Here is a 24,955-nt window from a genome sequence, read left to right on the forward strand (position 1 = left end):
ATGGAAACCATTCCGGCCTTTTTTGAGGCTTACTTGACCGGCTGGATAACCGGCTGGGTGTCGTCGTTCGTAAACTTGGGAACGTATTTCCCGGACTGGTCGGAATAAGTGGCTGTTCCACTCTGCGCTGGCGTACGCGGCGGGTGGAAACCGGAGACGGGACCGAAGGGGCCACCATTCACACGACGCATCGTGGATTCACGCTGACGGGCACAGCCGCGGGTGATGATGGAGCAGATGCCGTCTGTTCCGATATATTCGTCGTCATTGCCGGTGTAATGCACTTCGGAAACCCGGTCATGATCCATGCGGACCAGCATACGGCATGCCGTCCCGCCGCCGCCAAATGCGGACTGATAGATGCTGATGGCCGACTGGACAGGGATGAATCCGGAATCCGAAGGCATCGTCGGAAGGGCCTTGCTCCCGTCATATTGCCAGATCTCGGTTGTATCGTTCAGCTTCTTCGTGGAAGCCGGAATACCGGCGCAGGCCTGCAGATCATAGCTCGTCATGCCAACCATTTCGTACTGTGCCTTGTGAGCACTGCGGGAATCGAAATAGCCACATCCCGAGAGGGCCGCGGTCGCCGTCAGGGCAACGACCATCCGTGTGAAAACCGGGCGCATCATGTCTCCTTTGCGCATCATGGGGAGCAGACTGCAGACCCGGAACGATTCATGACGAACAGGTCACAATCAGATGTGAAGTGTCCTGTTTCTACAACACCATCCCGGACGGGGATAGAGGAGGCGGGTTCCTTTGTGCGGGATGATGGGTTACAGGGCAGTTCCCTTGCAGCACAGGAATGCCATCAATGGCCGACATGACCCCATCCGAGGTGACACGCCTCCAGACCACGCTCCAGCGCCTGCTGGGCTCTCCGAAACTGACCGTCAACAAGCCCAGCCGCAAGGGCATGAGCGTTGAACTGGCCGTGGCTGGGGAAGTGATTGGCACGGTGCACCGTGACGAGGACGAGGGCGAAGTGTCCTACGCCATCCACATCACGGTGCTGGAAGAAGACCTTCCGGCCGCTTGAATTTTCAGGCGGCGTGAGCCGGAGCAGGCATCTCGAATCGCGTGATTTTCCAGCCCCAGTGCTCGAACTTCATGTGCAGGACGAACGGTGTCTGTCCCGGCTGGTCCAGGCTCGCCTCGAATTTACCCGCGCTGACGAAATGGGCGTGCATGGAATGCCACATTCCAAGCCAGCTCGCGGTTGGTGCACTATGGGGCATCACCTGATGGGCAGTCGTCATCAGCGTGGCTGGCGTGAGGTGCGTGTCAATCGCATTCGAGACAACCTGACCCGCAAATGAGCTTCCAAAGCCCGGAAGATCGTCATCAGCCGGCGCCGCGGGCGTGAACTGCTCTTTCAGGCAATGGCTCAGCGAGGCCCAGTCAACATGCGGGGCGAGGCGTGAGGGATTGTTCCCGCTCATGGCCCGGTCGATATCCCATAGGGCCAGATATGGCGACACCGCATACGCTGCCAGAACAGCACCGGCACTGACCCCAAGTCCCTGCCATGCGCGCGGCATGACCCTGCGAAAACCGTTTTTCATGATGACTTCTCTGTTCGGGTCCTGTGAGACACCAGGACAGTGATGGATGATAGTGACGCTAACGTCTTTCACCCGTGAAAGTCAGCAATTATCATCATGTCATGGACATGAATTTTTCCGATCAGGAACTGGAGCGGTATTCCCGCCACATTCTTCTGCCTCAGGTCGGAGCGACAGGGCAGGCGCGACTGCGAAAAGCCGCCGTTCTTGTGGTCGGAGCTGGTGGTCTGGGGGCTCCGCTGCTTCAGCAGCTCACCGCTTCAGGAGTCGGGCATATCGGGATCATCGATCATGACCAGGTGGATCTCAGCAATCTCCAGCGTCAGATTCTTTACGGCACGGACGATATCGGCCGCCCCAAGGTTGAAGCCGCCGCAGCCCGGCTTGCAGCACTGAATCCGCTGGTGGAACTCCGCCCTTATCCAATGCGGGCAACGGAAACGACACTGGATGAACTCGTCCCGCACTATGACTTGGTCTGTGACGGCACGGATAATTTTGCCACACGGCTGGCAGTCTCCGATGCCTGCGTCCGTCATGGACGTACTCTGGTCTCAGCTGCAGTACAGGGATTTTCCGGACAGCTTGCAGTTTTCCGTCCCCAGAAAGGCGGTCCCTGCTATCGCTGCCTGTTTCCCGACGCCGAGCGGACGTCTGCTCCGAATTGTGGAGAGGCAGGCGTTCTGGGTGCGGCAACCGGTGTCATGGGAAGCCTGATGGCCGTTGAAGTCATGCGGGAGATCATCGGACTGGAGGGGCGGGACGAGACACGCGTCTCCATGTGGGACGCCCTGTCAGGCACACTACAGAGCTTCGTGCTGCACCGGGATCCGGCCTGTCCGGCCCATCATGAAGAGGGTCCGTCGGCATGAGTGGTCCCATGTTCCTGACTCTGGCCGACGATTCATGGCAGCGGGCCCATTATGCGCTCATCGTCGCAGCTGGGGGCCTGTCGCTCGGACGGGACGTTACAATCTTTGCCGGAGGACGCAGTGTGCTGGCTTTTGCAAAGGACTGGTCCGCACTTCAGGGCGTACGTCCTGACTCCGAACTCGCGGCACAGGGCGTAACGGGCTTCAGCGAGCTTCGGGATGCAATCATGGAACTCGGCGCAGACGTGATGGCCTGTGAGACCGGTCTGAAACTGGCTTCGCTGCCCCCGACGGACCTTCTGGACGGAGTTTCAGTTGCGGGAATTGTCAGCTTTCTCGAACTGGCGGGAGACAATCCCATCCTTGCGCTGTAAGTTGCCCCAAACATACGATTTTTAAGATGTCTTTCCCGTTTTGATGACTTGCCGAAACCCTCGGCCCTTGGCAGGGATGCGCTCATGAGAATGTCTGTCTTCCCTCTGCGTCCTGCCAAAGGCCATTCCGCTCTTCTTCGCGCGCTTCTGGCCGGCACGGTCCTGCTCGCCGCTCCCGGCGCGTGGGCTGCCCATCACCACAAGAAGCATGGGGAAACGGCTGAAAAAACCGCGGACAAGCATGCGCCTGCCAAGAAACACCACAAGGCGGAAGCAGCGAAACCCGCGGCATCAGGCGCAAAGCACAAGGCAACGCATCACGCGGCCCTGAAGCATGCCGCTCCGGCAGTCGCAGCGGGTGCTGCTGCTGGCGCGGCTGGTGCCGCAGCAGGGGCAGCGGCCCAGCCTGCGGCACCGGCAGTTCCGCCTGCGCCCGAAAATACGGACAAGGGCAGCAATACGGGTCTGCCATTGCCGCGCTACGCCGCACTGAGAGCCGACAAGGTCTATATGCGCCGTGGACCCGGAGACCGGTATCCGATCGACTGGGTCTATCATCGCCGTGGGTTGCCTGTGGAAATCGAACGTGAGTTCGATGTCTGGCGGCTTGTGGAAGATTCCGACGGCCAGAAGGGCTGGGTTCATCAGGCAACGCTCTATGGCAGCCGGACCTTCGTCATCCCCGGCCTTCCTCCCGAAGGTGTGAAGGCGCAGGCGGGAGAGGCCAGTGCGCAGGCAGGAGACCATATCGGCAAGGCCGATGCCCGTATTCTTGCCCGTGTCGCCACCCAGGAGGAGGCACGGGCACATAAAAATGATGTGCTCCTCATGAGCCATCCGGAAGAAGATAGCAGCGTCATCGCGGTGCTGGAGCAGGGAACGGTCGGCAATATCAAGCTGTGCCCGCAGAACTCTCAATGGTGCCGCGTCAGCGTGAAAGGCTACGAAGGCTGGCTGCCACGCCGTCTTTTCTGGGGACTGCTCCCCGGCGAGACGATTCAACCAAACTGATTTTTCGATCGAGGACGCCGTATATGACATCCAGTTCCCATCACCGCCGTACGCGGATCGTCGCTACTCTGGGTCCGGCCTCATCCTCGCCCGAGATGATTCTTTCCCTTGCGCAGGCAGGCGTGAACGTCTTCCGCCTTAATTTTTCCCACGGAGCGCATGAGGACCATGGTGAACGCCATGCCGCCATCCGGGCTGCGGAAGAGAAAGTGGGTCATCCGCTGGCCATTCTGGCAGATCTGCAGGGACCGAAACTGCGCGTTGGTGTGTTCGAAAACGGCCCGGTCATTCTTGAGGAAGGCAAGCCTTTCCGTCTGGATCTGGACCGCACACCGGGCACGACCGAGCGTGTCTGCCTGCCGCACCCTGAAATCATTTCCGCTGCAAAGCAGGGAAGCCATCTCCTGCTGGATGACGGCAAGCTCAAGCTCCGCGTCACGAATGTCGGGGAAGGTTTTCTTGAAACGGTTGTCGTAATCGGCGGCAAGCTCTCCGAGCGCAAGGGCGTCAATGTTCCGGACGTCACCCTGCCCATTCCGGCCCTGACCGAGAAAGATCGCCGTGATTTCGACTTCGCGCTGTCGCTTGGCGTGGATTTCGTAGCGCTCTCCTTCGTACAGCGCCCGGAAGATGTGCAGGAAGCGCGCGAGATCGCAGCAGGTCGCGCTGCGATCGTGACGAAGCTCGAGAAACCGCAGGCCATGGACGATCTGGCGGCCATCGTACATCTGTCAGACGCCATCATGGTGGCCCGTGGCGACCTGGGCGTGGAACTCCCCCCGGAGGAAGTACCCGTTGCACAGAAGCGTGCCATTGCCGAAGCCCGCAAGCAGTGCCGTCCGGTCATCGTGGCAACACAGATGCTGGAAAGCATGATCGAAAGCCCGACCCCGACCCGGGCCGAAGTCTCTGACGTGTCGAACGCCGTTTATGATGGTGCTGATGCAGTCATGCTGTCGGCGGAGAGTGCGGCTGGTAAATATCCGCTCGAAGCCGTCTCGATGATGGCCCGGATTGCGGCACGGGTTGAGCAGGATCACGAATGGCGCATCCGGATGGACCGGCTGCGTCCCGTACCGGACGAGAGCGTTCAGTGCGCGATCGTTCAGGCCGCCTGGCAGGTCAGCCGGACGCTGCATGCAGGCGCCATTGCGTCGCATACGCGTGGTGGCGGCGGGGCTATGCGCATGGCCCGCGAGCGGCCCCATTGCCCGATCATCGCCCTGACGCCAGAACTGGACGTCGCACGACGCCTGTGCGTCGTGTGGGGAACATTCCCGCATGTCGTGGATCGTGAGCAGACGGCTCACGGGATCGAGGACCTTGCTGGCCCGGCTGCCGATCTGGCGCGCAGCATGAAGTTCTGCAAGACGGGCGACCATGTTCTGGTTCTGGCAGGTCTGCCGTACGGTCATTCCGGCAGCACAAATACCCTTCGTGTCGTCACAGCCTAAACCTTATCTGCTGCGGGGGCATGCCTCCGCAGCAATAACATCCTGTATCAGGCCTGACGGTTTTCAATCAGGGTCCGCCGGATCGCACGCCCACGCTCGATCCGGTTTATGATGCCGGCTTCATCGCCCTTGCGGATCGCATCCGCCATCGCCTGCGTATCAGCCACGAACCTGTCGAGCGTGCCCAGAAGGGCCTCGCGGTTGGCAAGAAAAATATCCCGCCACATCACCGGGTCCGAAGCAGCAATCCGTGTAAAATCGCGAAAACCCGAGGCTGCGTAATCCAGCACGGCGGCTCGCAATTCGTCAGAAAGATTGTCGGCCGTATCACAGATCGTGAAGGCCAGCAGATGCGGCAGATGGCTGACCATGGCACAGATCCGGTCATGTTCGTCATCAGTCAGGATCTTCGTGCGGGCGCCACACAGCGTCCAGAGCTTCTCGATCGTCGTAATAGCGTTCTGATCTGCGCCCTCGGGCGGTACCAGAAGTGCCCACCGGTCTTCAAATAGTGTTGAAAAGCCTGCATCCGGGCCGGAATGCTCGGTGCCCGCCATCGGGTGCCCCGGGACGTAAGCCACGTTTTCGGGCAATATCGCCGTAATCTTCGGACCAAGCTGCCCTCGGACGGATGCCACATCCGTCAAAATGCTGCCCGGCTTCATATGCGGAAGAAGCTGTCGGGCCACCTGTTCCACCGCGCCGACCGGCACGCAGATCATGACGCAGTCTGCCTGTGCGGCTTCAGCCAAATCAGCTGTCGTGACATCGGCGATATCAAGCTCACGAACTCGCTCAAGGACACGGGAGCTCGTATCCGCTGCAATCAGGGTTCCAGCGATGGTGCCTGTTTCCCGGGCACGGCGAAGGACGGATGATCCGATGAGTCCCGGACCAATAACCGCAAGAGACCTGAAAAGTGGTGTCATAGGACTCGCGGAGCCGTCGCAAAGGAATTGTCTTCGGGTTTCTTGCCGTCCCGCGACGTGGTCTCTTTCTTGATATTGCCAGCGAGTGCCGTCACAGCCGGGGTAATGCCTTTCTTCCGCGCAGGCACTTGAGCGGGCTCACTCTTCTTTGTTGAGCCGTTGCGTTCATGACGGAGACGACGCATTTCGATGATCTGCCAGACCAGCAGAACCGGAATGCCGATGAGGATGTCACGTCCGCGACGCAGCAGGGAAAGACTGAGGGAAATCTCGGCATCGATCCCGAAGATCATGCCCAGTGCAACATAGGCCGCTTCCTGCACACCGAGCGCGCCGGGAACGAGAAAACCGGCCGACATGATGCCGCAGACCACACCCTCGATGGCAACAGAGGAGAAAAACCCGACATGTGCGCCAAGAAGCTGAAGCGCCAGCCAGGTCATGGCTGCACTGCCCAGCCAGCATACCAGATGACAGAGCGCACCAAGGGAAATCCTGTCCGGACGGCTCCAGAGATCTTCGAGTCGTGACTGAAAGGTTTCCGTATTGCCAATCAGGGCCTCGCGCCATTCGGCAGCGATATGGCGTCCAAGAAAAGCCGCGGCTTTGCGGATCATCGCGCCGCCGCGATGCTGGGTCCAGATAAAGCCTGCAATACCCAAGCTCAGCAGCACCATGCCGCCAATCAGCGGCCAGACGAATTTTCCGGCACCATGATGACCGATCAGACAGAGAAGGGCGATCAGGACGAAGGCGATCTGTCCCAGCACTTCTGTCGTGATGTCCACCAGATTGGCTGCCACGCCTTCCGGCCAGTGCAGCTCTTCCCCTTTGGTCGTGCGCGGATCAACACCGGCGAGCGTCGCGCGGACACCAATGACCATTCCGCCAAGCTGGGAAAAGGGGAGACATGCCCCGGCGCTGTCACGAACCAGACGTGCCCCGATCAGGCGTCGTACGCCCAGCATTGGCACCGCTGCATGCCATGCAATTCCAAGGCCGATGTCGATCAGGAGCTGGAAGGCCGCGAGAAGCAGGAAACCGCCGACCCCGACTTTAGAGAGTGCTTCCATGACGGGATGGATACCCGCCTTGGCCGCAATGAAGGTGAACAGGGCCACCCCAAGAAGGGAAAGGAGAACTGGGAGAGTTTTTTTCAACGTCTTCGTCACATGCCGTTTGCACACGCTCTATCGCACACAGGGTGAATATTCCACCCTTGCAGACGCTTTCCCCGAAAAGCCCGGGGGATTATGCTGTCACACATTGCTACCTTTTTTGCTGATGACCCAAGGAGACACTGCCACCATGAACGATGTCACACTCGTTACGGGGGCTACCGGGTTTGTCGGCTCCGCCGTCGCCCGCGTCCTGGAAGAACGTGGACACCGCCTGAGGCTTCTGGTCCGCCCGACATCCGACCGTTCAAATATTGCTGAGCTCAATGCTGAACTCGTCGTGGGCGATCTTTCCAATCCGGATACGCTGATCCCGGCTCTGAAGAACGTCAAAACCCTGTTCCATGTTGCCGCCGACTACCGACTCTGGGTTCCGGATCCGGAAGTCATGATGAAGGCCAATGTGGAAGGCACGCGCAATCTGATGCTGGCCGCCATGGAGGCCGGGGTCGAAAAGATCATTTACTGTTCGTCGGTTGCGGCTCTGGGACTGCGCAGCGACGGGGTGCCGGCGGACGAAACCACGCCGGTTTCCGAAAGCCAGGTCATCGGGATCTACAAGCTTTCGAAATACCGCGCCGAACAGGAAGTCCTCCGCCTGGTCCGCGAAAAGAACCTTCCGGCCATCATCGTAAACCCCTCAACACCGGTTGGCCCGAGAGACATCAAGCCGACGCCGACGGGGCAGATGATCCTCGACTGCGCCAGCGGAAACATGCCGGCCTATGTCGAAACCGGGCTGAACATCGTGCATGTCGATGACGTCGCCGAAGGTCACGCCCTGGCGCTTGAGCGGGGAAAGATCGGCGAGAAATACATTCTCGGCGGTGAGAACATCATGCTGGGTGACCTGTTCCGCATGGTCAGCCAGATCGCCGGTGTGAAGCCTCCCGGCATAAAGCTCAAACAGTCCTGGCTTTACCCTGTGGCCCTTGTTTCCGAATGGCTCGCACGCGGGTTCGGCATTGAGCCCCGGGTGACCCGTGAGACGCTAGCCATGTCCAAGAAGCTCATGTTCTTCTCTTCTGACAAGGCGAAGAAAGAACTCGGATATTCCCCACGCCCGGCCCGCGATGCCGTGACAGATGCCATTGCCTGGTTCCGTCAGCACGGACGGATGAAATAATGCTGTTCGGAACTGCACTGACCAGTCTGGGAGCCTGGATCTATCTTTCGCTGTTTCACGGGAAGTTCTGGCAGAAAGGTCCCATTCTCCCCCAGAAACCCACACCCGCATCCGCACCCGATGTCGCCGTCGTGGTGCCGGCGCGTGACGAGGCAGAGTCCATTCAGGCCTGCCTGACCTCGCTTCTGGAACAGGATTATGACGGCCGTCTCTCCGTCATTCTTGTTGATGATGAAAGCACGGACGGAACGGGTGACATCGCGCGCACTCTGCCCGATCCGCACCAGCGTCTGACTGTCATCGCGGGCAAAAAGCGCCCTGCGGGATGGAGCGGCAAACTCTGGGCCGTCCAGCAGGGCGAACAGGAAGCCCTGACGCGGATCGGCCCCTATGGCTATATCCTTCTGACCGACGCGGACATCATGCATGCGCCGGGTCATCTGGCGTCACTGGTCGCAAAAGCCCGGGAAGATGATCTGGATCTTGTTTCGGAAATGGTGGCGCTGAACTGCGAGAGCAGCGCGGAGCGTTTTCTGGTCCCGGCTTTCGTCTATTTCTTTGCAATGCTCTATCCATTTTCGCGGATTGCCAGCGAGCATTCCCGGATCGCAGGTGCGGCGGGCGGCACCATTCTTCTGCGGCGGCGAGCCCTGGAACGCATTGGCGGGATCGCCGCCCTGCGCGGCGCCCTGATCGATGACTGCACGCTGGCCGCGCATGTGAAGCGTTCGGGCGGGCGGCTCTATCTGGGTCACAGTGCGCTGGCATGGTCCGTGCGGCCATATCGCGGCATGAAGGATGTCTGGCAGATGATTGCCCGGACCGCCTATGTGCAGCTGCGGTATTCGCCGGTCCTGCTAATCGCAACGATCATCGGCATGGCCATGATCTGGCTCCTGCCAGCCTATCTGGCCCTGTTCGGCAAGGGACGGGAGCGACGGGTCGGGCTTCTGACCTATCTGGTCTCGTGCCTGACATTCGTGCCAACACTCCGCCGTTTTGGCCTGCCGCTGTGGCGTGCCATTCCTCTGCCATTCGTTGCGGCTTTCTACATGGCGGCAACCATCGGATCGGCCATTGACCACCATCGCGGAGTGGGCGTGCGCTGGAAAAATCGTTCCTACACGGATGAAGCATCGTGACAGACAGCATCTGGGGGACGAAAGACGTCACCTCTGCCAAAGGCAAATCCGACGAGAACTTTCCCGTTGGCTCACTCCTGATTGCGCCGCGGCTCCGGCCTTATGTCCATACCTACTATAATTTCGCGCGCGTCGCGGATGACATGGTGGACACGACCGAACTGACGCCGGATCAAAAGATCGCCCGCCTCAAGGGAATGGCCGGCGTCATCCGCGGAGAAATCACGGCCCCACAGCGCGCCGATGCGCAAACCGCGGTCAAACTGCGCGACGTGCTGCTCAAGACAGGTGTCCCACTGGACACGGCGACGGATCTTCTTGAAGCATTTTGCATGGATGCGGAAAAAACCCGCTACGACAGCTGGGACGAACTGCTGCATTACTGCAAATATTCGGCAAATCCCGTCGGCCGTTTCCTGCTCCTGCTGCATGGGGAAGCCGAGGAAACGTTGGCTCCATCCGATGCGCTGTGCTCCGCGCTTCAGATCGTCAATCATCTTCAGGATGTTGCAGGGGACCTGAAAGACCTCGACCGGTGCTATGTGCCGCGGCCCTGGCTGGAAGAAGAAGGCGTCTGCGTGGACGATCTGCGTCTGGTCCGGAGCAAGCCGGGCGTCCGGCGTGTTTTCAACCGGATGCTCGATGGCGTTGACAGCCTCAACAGGCAGGCGAGGGCACTGCCGCATCTCATCCGCGACCGCCGGATGCGGCTGGAAGCAGCCGTCATCGTTGAACTGTGCCACATTCTGGCAGCGCGTCTTCGTCGTCAGGACCCGCTGCTGGAGCGCGTGGCCCTGACGAAAACGGACGGGGCGAAGGCCCTGTTCCGGGCCCTGCGTTATTTCCCGGCCGCAGGCTGATCCATACGGCAGGGCTGGACCGGATCAGGCGATGATCCGGTCCAGAACCGTACAGAAGGTCTTCATTTCATCCATCGAGCCTACGGTAATCCGCGAGGCGTTCGGCCAGATCGGCCAGGAGCGCCCGATTACGACCTTCTGCTGCAGGAAGGCGTCCTTGATAGGCTCTGCCGGTTTCTTCCAGTCGATGACAAACATGTTCGCTTCTGACGGAATGAAATGGATGCCGCGCTTGCGCAGGTGCTGGAACGTCATGTTGCGTGCCGCGACCATCTCCTGACGACGCGCATCAATGGCGGATTTCATGGTGAGGCTCATCGTGCCACAGGCCATCGCCGGCACCGGAAGCATCGCGGTCGCGCTCTTGCCATCATAGCGCATCATGCTCTCATGCAGGTCGGGTCTGGCGAATGTCAGGCCAAGCCGCATACCCGCCATGGCGAACATCTTGGAGAATGTTCTGAGGACAACCACATCCTTGTTTTTGCTGACGAGTTCGACAGCGCTCGGGGCATGGGAGAAGTGGATATACGCTTCATCCACCAGAACGACCGAACCCTTCGGCTTGTGCTCAACCAGCCAGGCAATATCACGCAGCGGCGTCAGCGTGCCGGTCGGGTTGTTCGGAGAGCAGATGTAATAGACGCCAGCATTGGGATCGGCGGCCAGCATGGCACGCACATCCGTGCGGTATCCGTTCTTTGCCGATAGCGGAACACGGGCCAGCGGGATCTTCAGCCATTCCGACGCGACCCAACCCGCTTCATAGCTGGGATCTGCCGTTACAAGACCACGGGTAGGCGAGCAGAATGTGACGATGGCACGGGCGAGGGGGTCGGATGAGCCGCACCATGTCATGACATGAGTCTGCGGGATCCCCTCGACGTCCGACGCGGCCTTGATGAGATCGTCGCGCATGTGACCAGTCGGGTCATAGCGGTTGCTCTGGAATACGGAGGACGCACCAGCCTGCGCGGCTTCAGGAAAGGGTCCTGTCCAGCATTCATTGCTGCCAAGACGCGTCATGCCTTCAAAATCGATACCCGACGGAAGGATGGCGGCCTTCGCAGAATTCGTCAGGGCATGTGCGGTCGCGCCTGCTGCCAGAAGCGTGGCAATTCGGCCGAAGCTGCGCCGGGAATATCCCCGGGCAAGAAGATCGCTACGGGCGGCGGGAGAGAGGGGACTGGTCATTGTGGGCCATACTCCAGACTAGGGCCGGAACATGTTAATTCCGAAACGTTTTCCCTGTCAAAGCAGGCCCGGACAATATTTTCAGTATTCTTTCTGCTGGCCGGGCAGGGGAATGGAAGTAGGTTTTCCGGGCGATCCGGCATAGGTCAGCAGCAGGACCGTCTGGCTGTCTCCGGTCACGCCACGATGAACGTCGTTGACCGACTCCGCAAAGGCCTCACCCTGATGGAAGGTCCGCTTTTTGCCGCTTTCCCGATCCTCGATCGTCAGGGTTCCTTCCAGCACGTATCCGGCATTGGGATAGGGATGGACATGCCAGGGCAGGGCGGAATGCGCCGGGATCGTCAGCCGGATCATGCTGAGCATCGGGCGTGTCGTGGGATAATGGGCGTAAGGCGTGCCATTCCAGGAATGATCATCGGCCAGAAGATGATCGGCATGACCGCTGGCGGTTGCGGGTGATGAGGTCTGCGCTATGGCAGATGGCGCTGAGAGTGTTCCTCCCAGTATTGCGCCTGCGAGAAGGACCGGGGTCGCGAGGGCGAGGAAACGCATGGCGAAAGACTCCTTTTCAGGTGTTGCCTTTTGGCATCACCATAACGCATGGCCATGCTTTCCGTTCAGGTCGTCTTTGTCTCGGGGGGATTTGGGGCTAGAACCCTGATCTTCTGAAACGAGACAGGGGTCAGACATGGTTTTCAGCAGGATGCGCGCTTCTTCCGGTCTTCCCTGCGCGCAGGCCGATCTGGACCATGTCGAGAGGATCGTCACGGCCTCCGGGACTTCTTTCGCCCGTGGGATGCGCATTCTTCCGGCAGACCGGCGTCAGGCAATGTTTGCGGTCTATGCCTTCTGCCGTCAGGTGGACGACATCGCGGACGGTGACGCCGGTGTCGCAGACCCGATGGCGGCCCTGCAGGACTGGCACCAGCGGATCGACCGGCTCTATGAAGGTGTGGCCACGGATGCGCTCGACCGCACCCTGATCGTCGCCATTCACCGCTACCAGCTTCAGGCCAAGGATTTTCACGACGTCATCGACGGCATGGCCATGGATTGCGGCGCGCCGATCGTGGCACCGGATGAGGCGACGCTCGATCTGTATTGCGACCGCGTGGCCTCTGCGGTCGGGCGGCTTTCGGTCTGCGTGTTTGGTGACTCGTCCGACAATGCACGGCGCGTGGCCTATCATCTTGGACGTGCGCTTCAGCTCACGAATATCCTACGCGACATTGCGGAGGACGCAGCCCGTGGCAGACTGTATCTTCCCTCCGAGCTTCTGACCCGGTTTGATGTTCCCAAAGACCCACATGAAGCGCTCTATGCTCATGGTCTGGATCATGTCGCCCGTATCCTAGCCGAGCGGGCAAAGGACCATTTCCGGGCGGCGAGAGCGGCCATGCAGATGTGTAACAGCAGGGCGATGCGTCCGGCGCGCATGATGGCCGCCTCTTATGCGCCCATCCTGTCCGCACTGGAAAAACGCGGCTGGAAAACGCCTGATATTGCTCCAAAGGTCTCCAAACCCTGGAGAAAGCTCCGTACACTCGCGGCATATGTGAAGTAAGTCCCATGAGCCATGTCCACATCATCGGCGGCGGTCTGGCTGGCCTCTCCGCCGCAGTCGAACTGGCAGCACAGGCGCGGGTCACGGTGTACGAGGCAGGCCCAGCCTGTGGCGGCCGGGCCCGTTCGTTTCATGACCGGTCTCTCGATACACGGATCGACAACGGCAATCATCTGATCCTGTCCGCGAATGATCTGACATTCCGCTATCTGGACATCATCGGCGCTCGTCACACCTTGACGGGTCCGGGCCTGCCGATCTTTCCGTATTACGACCTCGAGGACAGCCTCGCCTGGACGCTGCGCCTTTCGAAAGGAAAGCTTCCCTTCTGGGCCCTTCCGGGAGGGCGGCGCGTCCCGGGTATGAAACTCTCCGAACTGGCTTCACTGGGGCGCTTCCTGCGTGCCGGCGAGGACACGACGGTGGAGACCTGCCTTAGTTCTGGCCAGTTGAGCCGCAGGCTGCTGATCCCGTTCGCGATTTCCGTCCTCAATACGGATATCCACACCGGCAGCGCGCAACTGCTTGGAAACGTGATCCGCAAGTCTCTGGCCAAGGGAGGCATGGCCTGCTGTCCGTGGTTCCCGGCAGTCGGACTGTCCGAAACGCTGATCGATCCCGCCGTGGCGTATCTCAGGCGCTTCCATGGCGACGTGCGCACAGGTGTTCGTGTCAGCACCATCACGCAGCAGAACGGCCGCGCCACAGCACTGGAAACATCGGACGGCCCTATCGAACTGGGCCCGGAAGATCAGGTCATCATGGCCGTACCGGGCCCTGTCGCGCAGTCGCTCATGCCAGCGTTGCCAGCGCCGGACGCATTCGAAAGCATCGCCAACGCGCATTTCCGCCTTCCACAAACGGTACAGGCGCGCGGCGTCGTGGCGCAGGCCGGTTTTGTCGGACTGGTCGGAGGCATTTCGGAATGGATTTTCCTGAAGGGTGATGTGCTGTCCGTCACTGTCAGTGCAGCCAACCGTTATGCCGACCGCAAGAACAGCGAGCTGCTGGCAACAATCTGGTCCGAGATCAGGCGCGCTCTTGATCCCGTGCTCTCGCAGCCGCTTCCGGTCGCCATGCCGCCAGCCCGTCTGATCTGGGAGAAGCGTGCCACGTTCGCCGCAACGCCCGAGCAGAACCGCCTGCGCCCCGGACCCCAAACGGATCTCGTAAATCTGGCTCTGGCTGGGGACTGGACTGCGACAGGACTGCCCTCGACAATCGAAGGTTCGATCCAGTCAGGCCTGCAGGCCGTTTCGGCGCTTGGGTTCCGGTCCGCCATTGAGCACACGGGATCGTGATGAGCACTCACACTGTCATGATTGTAACACAGCTCCCGCCTTTCAGGACTGCCTGTGTCGGGAGAACCGAGCAATGCTGATCTATTCTGATATTCTGGAAAAGGAGGACCGCGTGAGCGAGACCTTGTCCCGCCAATCCGTCGAACCCGATGAGATCAATCTTGCCATCGAAGGCGCACAGGCTGCGCTGGGCGGGAAGCAGAAGTCGGACGGACACTGGGTCTATGAGCTCGAAGCGGATGCCACGATCCCGGCCGAGTATGTTCTGCTCGAGCACTATCTTGACCGGATCGACCCGGAGAAACAAGCCAAGATCGGCGTCTATCTGCGCCGCATTCAGGGTGACCACGGGGGCTGGCCTCTTTACCATGACGGCGGGTTCGACCTTTCCGCGACTGTAAAGGCCTATTTCGCGCTGAAGGCCATCGGGGACGATATTGACGCTCCTCACATGCGCATCGCACGCGAAGCCATTCTCGATCACGGCGGCGCAGCGCGGACGAACGTGTTCACGCGGATCCAGCTCGCACTGTTCGGGGAAGTTCCGTGGGATGCAACGCCCGTGATGCCGGTTGAGCTCATGCTCCTGCCACGCAAGGCGTTCTTCTCGGTCTGGAACATGTCCTACTGGTCACGCGCTGTCATTGCGCCGCTGCTGGTACTCAACGCGCTCCGGCCCAAGGCCATCAATCCGCGCGGTATTCATGTGCAGGAACTGTTCGTAAAGCCGCCGTCTGAGGTCACAGACTGGATACGTGGACCGTATCGTTCCGTATGGGGCCGCCTCTTCAAGCATCTGGACTCTGCCCTGCGTCCGGTTCTACCGCTGATCCCGCGCAGCGTTCATAAAAAGGCCCTCAAGGCCGCAAGCGACTTCATCGAGCCGCGCCTGAGCCGGGGAGGGCTGGGCGCCATTTATCCGGCCATGGCCAATGTCGTGATGATGTATCGCGCGCAGGGTGTTCCGGACACTGATCCGCGCGCAAAGACCGCCTGGGATGCAATCCAGGATCTTCTGGTCGATCATGGCGACGAGATCTATTGCCAGCCCTGCGTCTCGCCGGTCTGGGATACAGGCCTGTCCGGTCTGGCAATGATGGAAGCCGCAACCGGACCGGCTGGGACCAAACGCGAAGAAACCATTGCTTCCCTGAAGAAAAGTGCCGAGTGGTTGCGGGATCACCAGATCCTTGACGTCAAGGGGGACTGGGCCATCAACGCGCCAGACCTTCGTCCCGGTGGCTGGGCGTTCCAGTACGAGAACGATTACTATCCGGATGTGGACGACACTGCCGTTGTCGGCATGCTGCTGCATCGTGTCGATCCGGAAGGCAACCGTGAAGCCATCTCCCGTGCGCGGGAATGGATCATCGGGATGCAGAGCACGAATGGTGGCTGGGGCGCCTTCGACATCGACAATGATCACGAGCTGCTCAACCATATTCCCTTTTCGGATCACGGCGCGCTTCTGGACCCGCCGACGGCCGACGTCTCTGCACGCTGCATCTCCTTCCTGGCGCAGCTGGGTGACCCTGACGACCGACCGGTTATCCTCAAGGCACTCGATTATCTGCGCTCCGAGCAGGAGCCGGAAGGCTGCTGGTTTGGCCGGTGGGGCACGAATTACATCTACGGAACCTGGTCTGTCCTGTGTGCACTGAACATCGCCGGTGTCCCGCATGATGACCCGATGGTTCTGCGCGCCGTGAACTGGCTCGAGAGCGTTCAGCGTCCTGATGGCGGCTGGGGTGAAGACTGCGCCACCTACGAAGGCGGCACCGCAGGCATGTACAAGAAGAGCCTGCCATCCCAGACGGCCTGGGCTGTTCTGGCTCTCATGGCCGTCGGTCGTCGCGAGAGCGAAGCCGTCAAGCGCGGTGTCGCGTATCTGGTCTCGCAGCAGAACGAAAAGGGCGAGTGGCAGGAAGAGGCCTATAACGCTGTCGGTTTCCCGAAGGTCTTCTATCTGCGCTATCACGGCTACAAGCAGTTCTTCCCGCTGACTGCGCTGGCCCGCTACCGTAATCTCGGTGTGAGCAACAGCGGCAAGGTGGAGTACGGGTTCTGATGCTGGGTGTTCTCGCAGGTCTGAAACAGGAAGCGCGTCTGATCCGGCGTTTTCTGCCGAATGCTCCCGTGGCATTGAGCAATGCCACGCCAGAGGGCGCGCGCAGGGGCGTGGAACGTCTGCTGAAAGCAGGCGCGACTGAGCTTCTGTCTTTCGGATGTGCGGGAAGCCTTTCACCAGATGCCGCGCCTGGCACGGTCATCGTGGCGGACCATGTCCGCTATGAAGACCGTGACATTTCCTGCGATCCGGGTCTGAGCCAGGTATTCGGTTCAGCCTATGCCCGACGTGGCGGCATTCTGCACAGCGATGTGCTGGTCGAACTGGGTCTGGAAAAAGCCTGGTATTTTTCGCAGACGAAGTGCCTGGCAGTGGATATGGAGAGTGGCGTCGTTGCCGATGCAGGCGTTCCCTTTGCTGTTTTGCGTGTTGTCTGTGACGACGCAACACGGGATCTTCCGCCCGCGGTCAAGACCAGCGTCAAGGATGGCGCGGTCTATGTGCCAGGCTTGATGGGTTCCCTGTTGCGGCATCCGCTACAGATTGGTGAATTGATCCGTCTGGGCAAGGAAGCGGCTATCGCACAGCGCGCCATGACATCATTCCTGCAGGCCAATCCACCTCAGGCCTGAAAGACAGCTGCGCTAGAAATTGCCTCTTGCATGGCCTATTAATTTAAAAAGAAGAAACTTGTTCAGGCTCAGCAAGAAGCTTGGCAGTTAGAGTTCCGTGTGAATGATAGATGTACAGATGACTTATCTGTACATCTATTTATCCAACAATAAGACTAATAATTATTTTATTGTTTTCCCATTTTGGGTCAACGTCCCAGTCGGGATATCGTACACAACCGTAATTGCTGGGTCCTTCTGGTAAGGAGGGAAGTCCAAGACAATACTTTTGTTTGGAATCACATGTGTTTTCGGTTCAGAACAATTTCCAAACTCTTTCTGGCTGGTTACACCTGCGGATGTCACCTTCGCTATAAGGTACATTGCATCGCAGTACCTTCCACCCATTTGGGTCAAAAGAAGATAATCTGCCCCACCAGATTCCGTTATTTTCTCTACAAAATTACCATCTATTTCTGGAGAAACCACTTTTCCATGAAATTTTATGATACTTTCACTACCATCAACAATACCAAACCTGGTTGCTGCCTGATGCACATCTTCAGCATTTACCGACAGTGGACAGAAAACCAATGCTGAGAAGAGAAAGAGCTTTTTCATTTCATATCTTTCATAAAATAGTCTCCTGACGAAGACTATTTTAAATTACAACAGGAAGGCAGATGTAATTCTTTTTATGCTTTTGTTTGTTTAAGAACTATAACCGATTTTCCATATCGAAGTATTACTTTATTCTCCTGTACCAGCAGGAACCTCAGCAACAGCCAGATGATCATCATTCTGCCTGTGGAAGCGCATTTTATCAGACTGAGGCGCATCGTTGAGCATGTAATTCACAGTGCAATCCCAGACTTTCTTGAAACCTTCAACAGGTTTACAAGCTACACTTTGCAAATCAATCTTCTTTTCCAAAGTTGCGATAGCTTGGTCTCTCTGTTGCTGCGTCGGGTTCTGGAATAAAAAAGCCTGCTGAATACCGTTTTCGATGAGTAATTTTTTAACTTCGGCTTTGGAAGGTTCTCCGCCACCGCACGATGCAAGGCAGAATAGCCCAGGAACCAGAAGAGTACGGAGTGTATTTTTCATAATATTCAAGATAATTTTCCTTATTTTATAGAGCGACAGAGTCGAGACGCACTAGGCAAAACTCATTTTTACCAGTGACTTCAACCGAACAGGGATTATTTTTGGTGGTTGGATGAAGAGGCAGGTGGTCTATTTCCTGCTTCAATCCGGCATCACACAACTCAGGATCTCGCGACACCAGAAGAATTATTGGCAGCATCCATATCGTATCCGAAACTTTCCAAAAACATATCCCAAACAACATCAGGGGAAAGGTATCCACCCCTTATCCATGCTGAATTGCTCCGAAACATATCCTACAAATATATAATTTGAAAATATACCCAACCACAATGATAGGAAAATAATTTCATAATTTTGAAATAGGATTTTTATATGAATAGCCGATAGTAGATATTTTATTAATCAGGCTATTGTTTCTGAGGTATTAATTCATACTTTCTTTTATTGGGCTCAGAATGCATCACTAGAATATAAGATAGTGTCGAATCAGATGGTTAAGGAGAAAATCTTAAAACCGAATTGCTGAGGTTATTACGCCAGCGCAAACCACTACGGCTTGTAAAAATGACTGCATTCAACAAGCAGAAATTATCTACGCGCAGACAGCCATAGCTTCTAAAAACAAACAATTGCAGACAATCTGTCTGGTCGTTCGTCAATATAGACTTTTTATCTTCAGTCTCTTTACAGAACCTGAAAACAAAGCCTCCACCAAAACTCAATAGGGCCTGAAACTAACCAGCTGGCGCCATCAGCGTTCAGACGCCAGAAACAGTTAGACGGACCATCAAACCGCTTTGCTGCTTTCAGCCAGACGCTCCGGCCGGAAGCCGGTCGCGACCACATAAAGCTCGCTGGACTCCTTGCGCGAAGCAGGCGGCTTGACGTGTTTGACGCTCGCGAAGGCCGTCTTCATCAGAGCGAGCATGTCCTTTTCCGAACCGCCTTGGAAAACCTTGGCAATGAAGCTGCCACCCTCGGCCAGAACCTGAAACGCAAAATCCAGCGCGCCTTCGGCAAGCCCCATGATGCGCATATGGTCGGTTGCGGCGTGCCCGGTCGTGTTCGGTGCCATGTCGGACATGACCAGATCGGCAGGTCCGCCCAGCATGTCCTTTAGTCGGTCTGGCATCTCGGGATCGGTGAAATCCCCCTCGATGATTTCTGCACCCGCGACGGGATCAACCGGAAGCAGGTCAAGCCCGACAACATTTTTGGCACCGCGCTTGACGGCAACCTGTGTCCAGCCGCCGGGAGCCGCACCCAGATCAATGATCCGCGTACCTTCCTCGATCAGCTTGAAGCGGTCGTCGATTTCGATCAACTTGAAGGCGGCGCGTGAACGCCAGCCCTGCTTGCGGGCAGCCGCGACGTAAGGATCGTTCAGCTGGCGATTGAGCCAGCGCTGCTGGGCCGTGGTCCGACCGCGGGCTGTTTTGAGCGAGACCGTCTTGTTTCTTGCAGTGCGTGACGTCGCGGAATCGAGCGTTGCGTCGTTTTCACCGGGGTTGGAGGCGCTTTTCAGGGCCTTGCCCGGAATACGCTTCGGTCCCGTGTCCTTGCTGGAACCGGAGCGGGATCTTGGCGGCTTCATATTGTGGCATATGTCCCGAATGGGCCCCGTGACCGGGGCGTGGCATGGCGACTGGTCGTGTGACGTCCCTTGCCGGAACGCTGACCATGATCGCGGGCCATACGCAGCAACATCCCATCGCGCAACCCCCGATCCGCAATCGTTACGTCTTCAACAGGCCACAGGCGGTGAATTGCTTCAAAGATTGCGCAGCCCGGCAGAACGAGTTTCATACGCTCTGCTCCCACACACGGATGGTTCGCGAGTTCATCACGATCCAGACTGCGCAGACTGCCAATAGCGTCCATCATGCTGAGGCCGGGCAACGTCAGACCGTCAATAGCCGTACGGTTGTAGCGGGGCAGGGACAGTGCAACTCCGGCAAGCGTGGTCACCGTGCCGGACGTGCCGATCAGGCGCGTCTTGCCATGAGTCACTTCCCGCCGGATGCGGTGAACATTCTCGAAACCCTTCAGATAATCCTGAACGTGCTGCACCATGGTTTCATAAGATGCGCCATGACCTTCACCGAACATTTCCTGTAGGGTAATCACGCCCACAGGAACACTGGTGGTGCCGATCAGGGTCTGGGTCTGGCGTTCCGGATCGATCCGGACCCATGCCACTTCTGTCGACCCACCGCCAATATCGAACAGCACGCCACGATCGGCGCGAACGGGCTTGTGCTCCGGCTGACGGAAAAGGGGAGAGCAGCTTTCTAGCGCAAGCTCCGCTTCTTCCCGCGCCGTGATGATGTCAATCGTAAGACCTGTTTCATGCTGGACGCGCGCCAGAAACTCGCGACCATTGGCCGCCTGACGGCAGGCTTCCGTCGCAACCGCACGCATATGGACAAGAGGCCACTGCTTCATACGCTCCGCGCAGATGCGCAGGGCATCCAGTGCGCGCTTCATGGACTCTTCGGCAAGACGACCACTGGCCCGCAGACCTTCACCCAGACGGACCGAGCGGTTGAAGCTGTCCACGACACGGAAACCATTGGGCGTTCCCGCCGCAATCATGAGACGGCAGTTATTGGTGCCAAGATCAATGGCACCAAAGAACGGACCCGTACGTCGCGCAGACGCATGAACAGGCACCGGGCCTGACAGGTTGTGATCCGTTCCATACCTTATCATGTGTTTCGGCTCCCGCTTGCCCGTGATCTGGGACCTTGGAAAAGCAGCATGCGGCCCCCGGGACCCTACCCGCAAGAAAAATATCCGTTTTTTCAAAAAAATGTCCTTATCCCTCTTGCGCCACATGGGGGCGATTGATAAACACCCTCTCACCGCTTGGGAGATAGTTTAGCGGTAGAACTACCGGCTCTGACCCGGTCAGCCCTGGTTCGAATCCAGGTCTCCCAGCCAAGAAATCCTCAGAAAATACCGCAAAAAAGAGACTTCCCCTCAGGGGGTAAAGTGCTCTATGAGGACCCGCCAACGGCCGGACGGCCTCTTGGTCTCCGGTTCACACACATCGCGTCGTCACGACGCATGACGTAACGGGGGCAAGCGGGCATGACATCATCTTCCGGCACAACACATCTTAATGAGCGCATCCGCGAGGCGCTGGCATTCGACGACGTACTCGTCGAACCGGCTGAATCGTCGGTCCTACCGGCGCAGACCTCGACCCGGACCCGCCTGACACGCTCCATCGAACTGAACATCCCCCTGATGTCGTCCGCCATGGATACCGTGACCGAAGACGGCATGGCCATTGCAATGGCGCAGCAGGGCGGCATGGGCGTCATCCACAAGAACCTCTCCATTGAGGAGCAGGCCGAGCAGGTCCGTCGCGTCAAGCGCTTCGAATCAGGCATGGTCGTCAATCCGGTCACGGTCGGACCAAACCAGACCTTGGCTGAAGTTCAGGCCATCATGGTGCGCCACGGCGTGTCCGGTCTGCCGGTTGTTGAAGACGGCAGTGGCGTCTTGGTCGGTATCCTGACCAATCGCGATATGCGCTTCACGACCGACCCGAATACCCGCGTCCGCGACCTGATGACGCATGAGAACCTCGTGACGGTCCTCAATGGTGCAGCTCCGGACGAAGCCCGCACGCTTCTGCACCGCCATCGGATCGAGAAGCTTCTGGTCGTTGACGAAAACCAGCGCTGCATCGGGCTGATCACCGTCAAGGACATGGACAAGGCCATCGCGCACCCGCTGGCCATCAAGGACTCCCAGGGACGTCTGCGCTGTGCCGCTGCGGTCGGCGTCGGCGAAGATGGCCTCAAGCGGGCTGCAGCCCTCGCCGAAGCTGGCGTGGACGTCATCGTCGTTGATACGGCCCATGGTCACTCCCAGGGCGTTCTGACGGCCGTGGAAACGCTCAAGAGCCGTCACAGTGGACTTCAGATCATCGCCGGCAATGTTGCAACGCCACAGGCCGCACGCGCCCTGATTGCAGCTGGCGCTGACTGCGTGAAAATCGGCATCGGTCCGGGGTCCATCTGCACGACGCGTGTCGTGGCTGGCGTCGGTGTGCCGCAGTTCTCCGCCGTCATGGAAACGGCAGCTGCGTGTCATGAACTGGATGTTCCGGCAATCGCGGATGGCGGCATCCGGACGTCCGGCGATATCGTCAAGGCCATCGGCGCAGGTGCGGATGTCGTCATGGTGGGCTCGCTGCTTGCCGGCACGGATGAAAGCCCAGGCGAGACGTTTCTGTATCAGGGCCGGTCATACAAGGCCTATCGCGGCATGGGTTCACTGGGGGCAATGGCCCGTGGCTCTGCGGACCGCTACTTCCAGGCGGAAGTCCGCGACACGCTCAAGCTGGTTCCGGAAGGCATCGAAGGCCAGGTTCCCTACAAGGGCAGCATGGCCCCGGTCATCCATCAGCTCGTCGGCGGGCTGAAGGCCGGCATGGGCTATACGGGTTCGGCCACGGTGGCTGATCTTCAGGTCCGCACCATGTTCCGCCGCATCACGAATGCAGGCCTGCGGGAAAGCCACGTCCATGACGTGACGATTACCCGGGAAGCCCCGAACTACCGCCGGGACTGAACCTTCCCGCATCAAAGCCTCTCGCATTGAGAGGCCAAACGGGCTACGGGGGCGCTATGACCCCCGCAGCCCGTCTTTCAGGCGCCATCGATCTGCTCTGTGCGATCCAGAACGCGCCCCGCCGTCCAGCCGACGCCACAGCCAACGCCTTTTTCCGCGAGCGCCGCTATATCGGTGGTGGTGACCGGCGAGCCATTTCCACAATCGTTTGGGACGTCCTGCGGGGCTGGAGACGGCTGCAATGGCATCTTAAGGATATTTCCGGCGATATTTCACCACGCCTGCTGTGCTCGGCATCGCTTCTCCTTGGTGGGGAAACGATGGAGAACGTCCGCAAGCTGTTCAGTGGCGAGCGTTATGCGCAGAAGCCTCTGACGTCACGTGAAGATATGGCGCTCAAGGGACTGGAAGGAAAAGAACTTTCCACCCAGAAGCAGCCTATTGCGGTGCGACTTGAATATCCGGACTGGCTGGACAGTGCACTGCGCGAGACGTTCGGCAACCGGCTTCCGGACGAGATGGAAGCCATGCTCGGAACGCCGACGCTCGATCTGCGCGTCAATCTGCTGAAGGGAAGCCGTGAGGCGGCCATCCGCGAGCTTCGCCGCGAATCGCTTCAGGCCGAACCGACAAAGCTTTCGCCATGGGGTCTGCGACTTGATGGTCGCCAGCCTGTCACGGCGACGCAGGCGTTCAAGGATGGTCTGGTCGAGATCCAGGACGAGGGCAGCCAGCTTGTGGTTGCGGCCGCAGATGCGCGCGGCGAGCACCGGGTTCTGGATTACTGTGCGGGTGCGGGCGGCAAGACGCTGGCACTGGCGATGACCATGGAAAACCGCGGGCATATCGTGGCTTGTGATGTGCATGAGAAACGTCTGGACGGAGCGGTCAAGCGGCTGCGTCGGGCAGGCGTTCATAATGTCGAGCGGCATCTGCTTGTGTCAGGGGACAAATGGGCCAAGCGTCGAGCAGGCAGCTTCGACCGGGTGCTGGTCGATGCGCCGTGCTCGGGGACCGGAACCTGGCGCCGGAACCCGGATGCACGGCTGCGCCTGACGCCCGAAGACATTCAGGAACTTGTCATCAAACAGGCGCAGATCCTTGATCGTGCAGCATCTTTGGTGAAACCGGGTGGACGGATGATCTATGCGACCTGTTCGCTTCTGGCCTGCGAAAACGGACAGCAGATCGATGCCTTCCTCAAGCGTCGCACGGATTTTGTGCGTCTGCCGAAAGAACAGATGTCCGAACTTCTGCCTACCGAACTGCGAAACAAGGCGCAGTTTTCGCTGACGCCGCTACGGGATGGAACGGACGGGTTCTTTGCCTGCGTGTTGGAGCGGGTCGTGGCGGATGTGAAGCCTGAAGAGACGACCGGGATGGCTGAAGCCGCGGCTACGACGCCGGAGGCAGAAGGTCCTTCCACATAACCAGCGCGTCTACATAGCCTTGGGACGGGTGATCGAATGCTCCGGGGAGCGTGCCGATCACTCGGAAGCCCAGTGACTTCCACAGGGCTATGGCACGCTGGTTCGTGCTGACGACGAAATTGAACTGCATGGCGCGGAAGCCGAGTTTTACGGCTTCCGCCAGAGCATGTTCGGCCATGAGGCGGCCCGCGCCAAATCCGGACCGGGCGATGAAACCGGCATTGGCGATATGCGCGCCACCACCTTTCTGGTTGGCGTGAAGATAGAATGTCCCGACGATCTCATGGTCTCGGGTCTGCGCGACATAGACACGATGCTCGACATCCATCCAGTACGCCAGTGCCTGCCGTCTGCCCCAGTGGCGGGGCAGGGCATATGTCTCGGCTTTACGAAGAACGGGGGACAGAAGCCGCCAGATGCCCTCGCGGTCCAAAGATTGGGCGGGACGGATCAGCAGATCCGTTTCAGTGTGGTGGAGCAAGGTCGTCATGATCGGCCATTCTTCCGCATTTTAGGCGCGTAGCGTGATGTGCGATATGATACCGCTTCATATCCATAACGCGGAGCCCGTCC

General features: G+C 58.8%; 25 protein-coding genes and 1 tRNA gene. 15 read left to right on the forward strand and 11 right to left on the reverse strand.

What is annotated here, in order from left to right:
* Positions 1-29: 29 nt before the first annotated feature.
* Positions 30-629: a hypothetical protein gene (locus GRO01_RS05460; RefSeq protein WP_062510642.1), complete on the reverse strand. Its 600-nt coding sequence runs from the start codon at positions 627-629 to the stop codon at positions 30-32.
* Positions 630-817: 188 nt separating this feature from the next.
* Here GRO01_RS05460 and GRO01_RS05465 point away from each other — a divergent pair, with 188 nt between their 5' ends.
* Complete coding sequence (locus tag GRO01_RS05465) at positions 818-1,042, forward strand: DUF3126 family protein (RefSeq protein ID WP_011253749.1); 225 nt, start codon at positions 818-820, stop codon at positions 1,040-1,042.
* Between the two features lie 4 nt (positions 1,043-1,046).
* On the opposite strand, the gene GRO01_RS05470 is transcribed toward GRO01_RS05465, so the two are convergent.
* Entirely contained in the window at positions 1,047-1,568 is a 522-nt protein-coding gene (locus tag GRO01_RS05470; RefSeq protein ID WP_062510520.1) for a DUF2939 domain-containing protein, read from the reverse strand.
* Positions 1,569-1,669: 101 nt separating this feature from the next.
* Here GRO01_RS05470 and GRO01_RS05475 point away from each other — a divergent pair, with 101 nt between their 5' ends.
* From GRO01_RS05475 to pyk, 4 genes are all read left to right on the forward strand, one after another.
* Positions 1,670-2,440 (forward strand): HesA/MoeB/ThiF family protein, encoded by a 771-nt coding sequence (locus tag GRO01_RS05475; protein WP_062510640.1) that lies wholly within the window; start codon positions 1,670-1,672, stop codon positions 2,438-2,440.
* Positions 2,437-2,814, forward strand: coding sequence for a DsrE family protein (locus GRO01_RS05480; RefSeq protein ID WP_062510518.1), 378 nt, complete (start codon positions 2,437-2,439; stop codon positions 2,812-2,814). The genes GRO01_RS05475 and GRO01_RS05480 overlap by 4 nt, the downstream gene beginning before the upstream one ends.
* A gap of 84 nt (positions 2,815-2,898) precedes the next feature.
* Complete coding sequence (locus GRO01_RS05485; protein WP_174787411.1) at positions 2,899-3,825, forward strand: SH3 domain-containing protein; 927 nt, start codon at positions 2,899-2,901, stop codon at positions 3,823-3,825.
* A 23-nt stretch (positions 3,826-3,848) separates the two neighbouring features.
* Positions 3,849-5,279: a pyruvate kinase gene (gene pyk / locus GRO01_RS05490; RefSeq protein ID WP_062510514.1), complete on the forward strand. Its 1,431-nt coding sequence runs from the start codon at positions 3,849-3,851 to the stop codon at positions 5,277-5,279.
* A 47-nt stretch (positions 5,280-5,326) separates the two neighbouring features.
* Here the strand turns inward: pyk and GRO01_RS05495 are convergent, their stop codons facing one another.
* Positions 5,327-6,208, reverse strand: coding sequence for a prephenate dehydrogenase/arogenate dehydrogenase family protein (locus GRO01_RS05495; RefSeq protein ID WP_062510512.1), 882 nt, complete (start codon positions 6,206-6,208; stop codon positions 5,327-5,329).
* Positions 6,205-7,380: an HpnL family protein gene (locus tag GRO01_RS05500; protein ID WP_062510638.1), complete on the reverse strand. Its 1,176-nt coding sequence runs from the start codon at positions 7,378-7,380 to the stop codon at positions 6,205-6,207. The genes GRO01_RS05495 and GRO01_RS05500 overlap by 4 nt, the downstream gene beginning before the upstream one ends.
* 136 nt (positions 7,381-7,516) lie before the next feature.
* Here GRO01_RS05500 and hpnA point away from each other — a divergent pair, with 136 nt between their 5' ends.
* Genes hpnA through hpnC form a run of 3 tightly spaced genes read left to right on the forward strand, consistent with a single transcriptional unit; the run spans position 7,517 to position 10,514 of the window.
* Positions 7,517-8,512 (forward strand): hopanoid-associated sugar epimerase, encoded by a 996-nt coding sequence (hpnA, locus tag GRO01_RS05505; protein ID WP_062510510.1) that lies wholly within the window; start codon positions 7,517-7,519, stop codon positions 8,510-8,512.
* Positions 8,512-9,654 carry a glycosyltransferase gene (locus GRO01_RS05510; RefSeq protein WP_062510508.1) on the forward strand — a complete coding sequence of 381 codons (1,143 nt, stop codon included), beginning with the start codon at positions 8,512-8,514 and terminating at the stop codon, positions 9,652-9,654. The genes hpnA and GRO01_RS05510 overlap by 1 nt, the downstream gene beginning before the upstream one ends.
* Positions 9,651-10,514, forward strand: a complete 864-nt coding sequence (gene hpnC, locus GRO01_RS05515) for a squalene synthase HpnC (protein WP_083541401.1) — start codon at positions 9,651-9,653, stop codon at positions 10,512-10,514. Before GRO01_RS05510 ends, hpnC begins: the two co-directional genes overlap by 4 nt.
* A 24-nt stretch (positions 10,515-10,538) precedes the next feature.
* On the opposite strand, the gene GRO01_RS05520 is transcribed toward hpnC, so the two are convergent.
* Both GRO01_RS05520 and GRO01_RS05525 read right to left on the reverse strand, forming a co-directional pair.
* The gene (locus tag GRO01_RS05520) at positions 10,539-11,708 is read right to left on the reverse strand and encodes a pyridoxal phosphate-dependent aminotransferase (protein WP_062510504.1); all 1,170 of its coding nucleotides are present in this window, start codon (positions 11,706-11,708) and stop codon (positions 10,539-10,541) included.
* 81 nt (positions 11,709-11,789) lie between these two features.
* Complete coding sequence (locus GRO01_RS05525) at positions 11,790-12,263, reverse strand: cupin domain-containing protein (RefSeq protein ID WP_062510502.1); 474 nt, start codon at positions 12,261-12,263, stop codon at positions 11,790-11,792.
* A gap of 136 nt (positions 12,264-12,399) precedes the next feature.
* On the opposite strand from GRO01_RS05525, the gene hpnD reads away from it, so the two are divergent.
* From hpnD to GRO01_RS05545, 4 genes are all read left to right on the forward strand, one after another.
* On the forward strand, positions 12,400-13,275 hold the full coding sequence (hpnD, locus tag GRO01_RS05530; RefSeq protein ID WP_062510500.1) for a presqualene diphosphate synthase HpnD: 876 nt from the start codon (positions 12,400-12,402) through the stop codon (positions 13,273-13,275).
* Between the two features lie 5 nt (positions 13,276-13,280).
* Positions 13,281-14,576 carry a hydroxysqualene dehydroxylase HpnE gene (gene hpnE / locus GRO01_RS05535; RefSeq protein WP_062510499.1) on the forward strand — a complete coding sequence of 432 codons (1,296 nt, stop codon included), beginning with the start codon at positions 13,281-13,283 and terminating at the stop codon, positions 14,574-14,576.
* Positions 14,577-14,649: 73 nt separating this feature from the next.
* Positions 14,650-16,644 carry a squalene--hopene cyclase gene (gene shc, locus GRO01_RS05540; RefSeq protein ID WP_083541400.1) on the forward strand — a complete coding sequence of 665 codons (1,995 nt, stop codon included), beginning with the start codon at positions 14,650-14,652 and terminating at the stop codon, positions 16,642-16,644.
* Positions 16,644-17,276 (forward strand): phosphorylase family protein, encoded by a 633-nt coding sequence (locus GRO01_RS05545; RefSeq protein ID WP_062510497.1) that lies wholly within the window; start codon positions 16,644-16,646, stop codon positions 17,274-17,276. Before shc ends, GRO01_RS05545 begins: the two co-directional genes overlap by 1 nt.
* A 162-nt stretch (positions 17,277-17,438) precedes the next feature.
* Here the strand turns inward: GRO01_RS05545 and GRO01_RS05550 are convergent, their stop codons facing one another.
* The 4 genes from GRO01_RS05550 to GRO01_RS05565 all read right to left on the reverse strand — a co-directional run bounded on the left by GRO01_RS05550 (position 17,439) and on the right by GRO01_RS05565 (position 21,077).
* Complete coding sequence (locus GRO01_RS05550; protein WP_062510495.1) at positions 17,439-17,876, reverse strand: hypothetical protein; 438 nt, start codon at positions 17,874-17,876, stop codon at positions 17,439-17,441.
* 129 nt (positions 17,877-18,005) lie between these two features.
* A complete protein-coding gene (locus GRO01_RS05555; RefSeq protein ID WP_141306873.1) occupies positions 18,006-18,371 on the reverse strand; it encodes a hypothetical protein in 366 nt (121 codons plus the stop codon).
* 781 nt (positions 18,372-19,152) lie between these two features.
* Entirely contained in the window at positions 19,153-19,959 is an 807-nt protein-coding gene (locus GRO01_RS05560) for an RlmE family RNA methyltransferase (RefSeq protein WP_062510491.1), read from the reverse strand.
* Positions 19,956-21,077, reverse strand: a complete 1,122-nt coding sequence (locus GRO01_RS05565; RefSeq protein WP_062510489.1) for a Ppx/GppA phosphatase family protein — start codon at positions 21,075-21,077, stop codon at positions 19,956-19,958. The genes GRO01_RS05560 and GRO01_RS05565 overlap by 4 nt, the downstream gene beginning before the upstream one ends.
* Before the next feature lie 157 nt (positions 21,078-21,234).
* Between GRO01_RS05565 and GRO01_RS05570 the strand changes: the two genes are divergently transcribed.
* The 3 genes from GRO01_RS05570 (at position 21,235) to GRO01_RS05580 (ending at position 24,382) form a co-directional block, all read left to right on the forward strand.
* Positions 21,235-21,308: transfer RNA gene (locus tag GRO01_RS05570), tRNA-Gln, on the forward strand.
* 150 nt (positions 21,309-21,458) lie between these two features.
* On the forward strand, positions 21,459-22,952 hold the full coding sequence (gene guaB, locus GRO01_RS05575) for an IMP dehydrogenase (RefSeq protein WP_062510487.1): 1,494 nt from the start codon (positions 21,459-21,461) through the stop codon (positions 22,950-22,952).
* A gap of 56 nt (positions 22,953-23,008) precedes the next feature.
* Positions 23,009-24,382, forward strand: a complete 1,374-nt coding sequence (locus tag GRO01_RS05580; RefSeq protein WP_062510485.1) for an RsmB/NOP family class I SAM-dependent RNA methyltransferase — start codon at positions 23,009-23,011, stop codon at positions 24,380-24,382.
* On the opposite strand, the gene GRO01_RS05585 is transcribed toward GRO01_RS05580, so the two are convergent.
* Positions 24,348-24,872, reverse strand: a complete 525-nt coding sequence (locus GRO01_RS05585) for a GNAT family N-acetyltransferase (protein ID WP_083541399.1) — start codon at positions 24,870-24,872, stop codon at positions 24,348-24,350. The two genes, GRO01_RS05580 and GRO01_RS05585, sit on opposite strands and share 35 nt — an antisense overlap.
* Positions 24,873-24,955: the final 83 nt, after the last annotated feature.

It is taken from the genome of Gluconobacter roseus NBRC 3990, assembly GCF_006538885.1.
GTDB classification, from domain to species: Bacteria; Pseudomonadota; Alphaproteobacteria; order Acetobacterales; family Acetobacteraceae; genus Gluconobacter; species Gluconobacter roseus.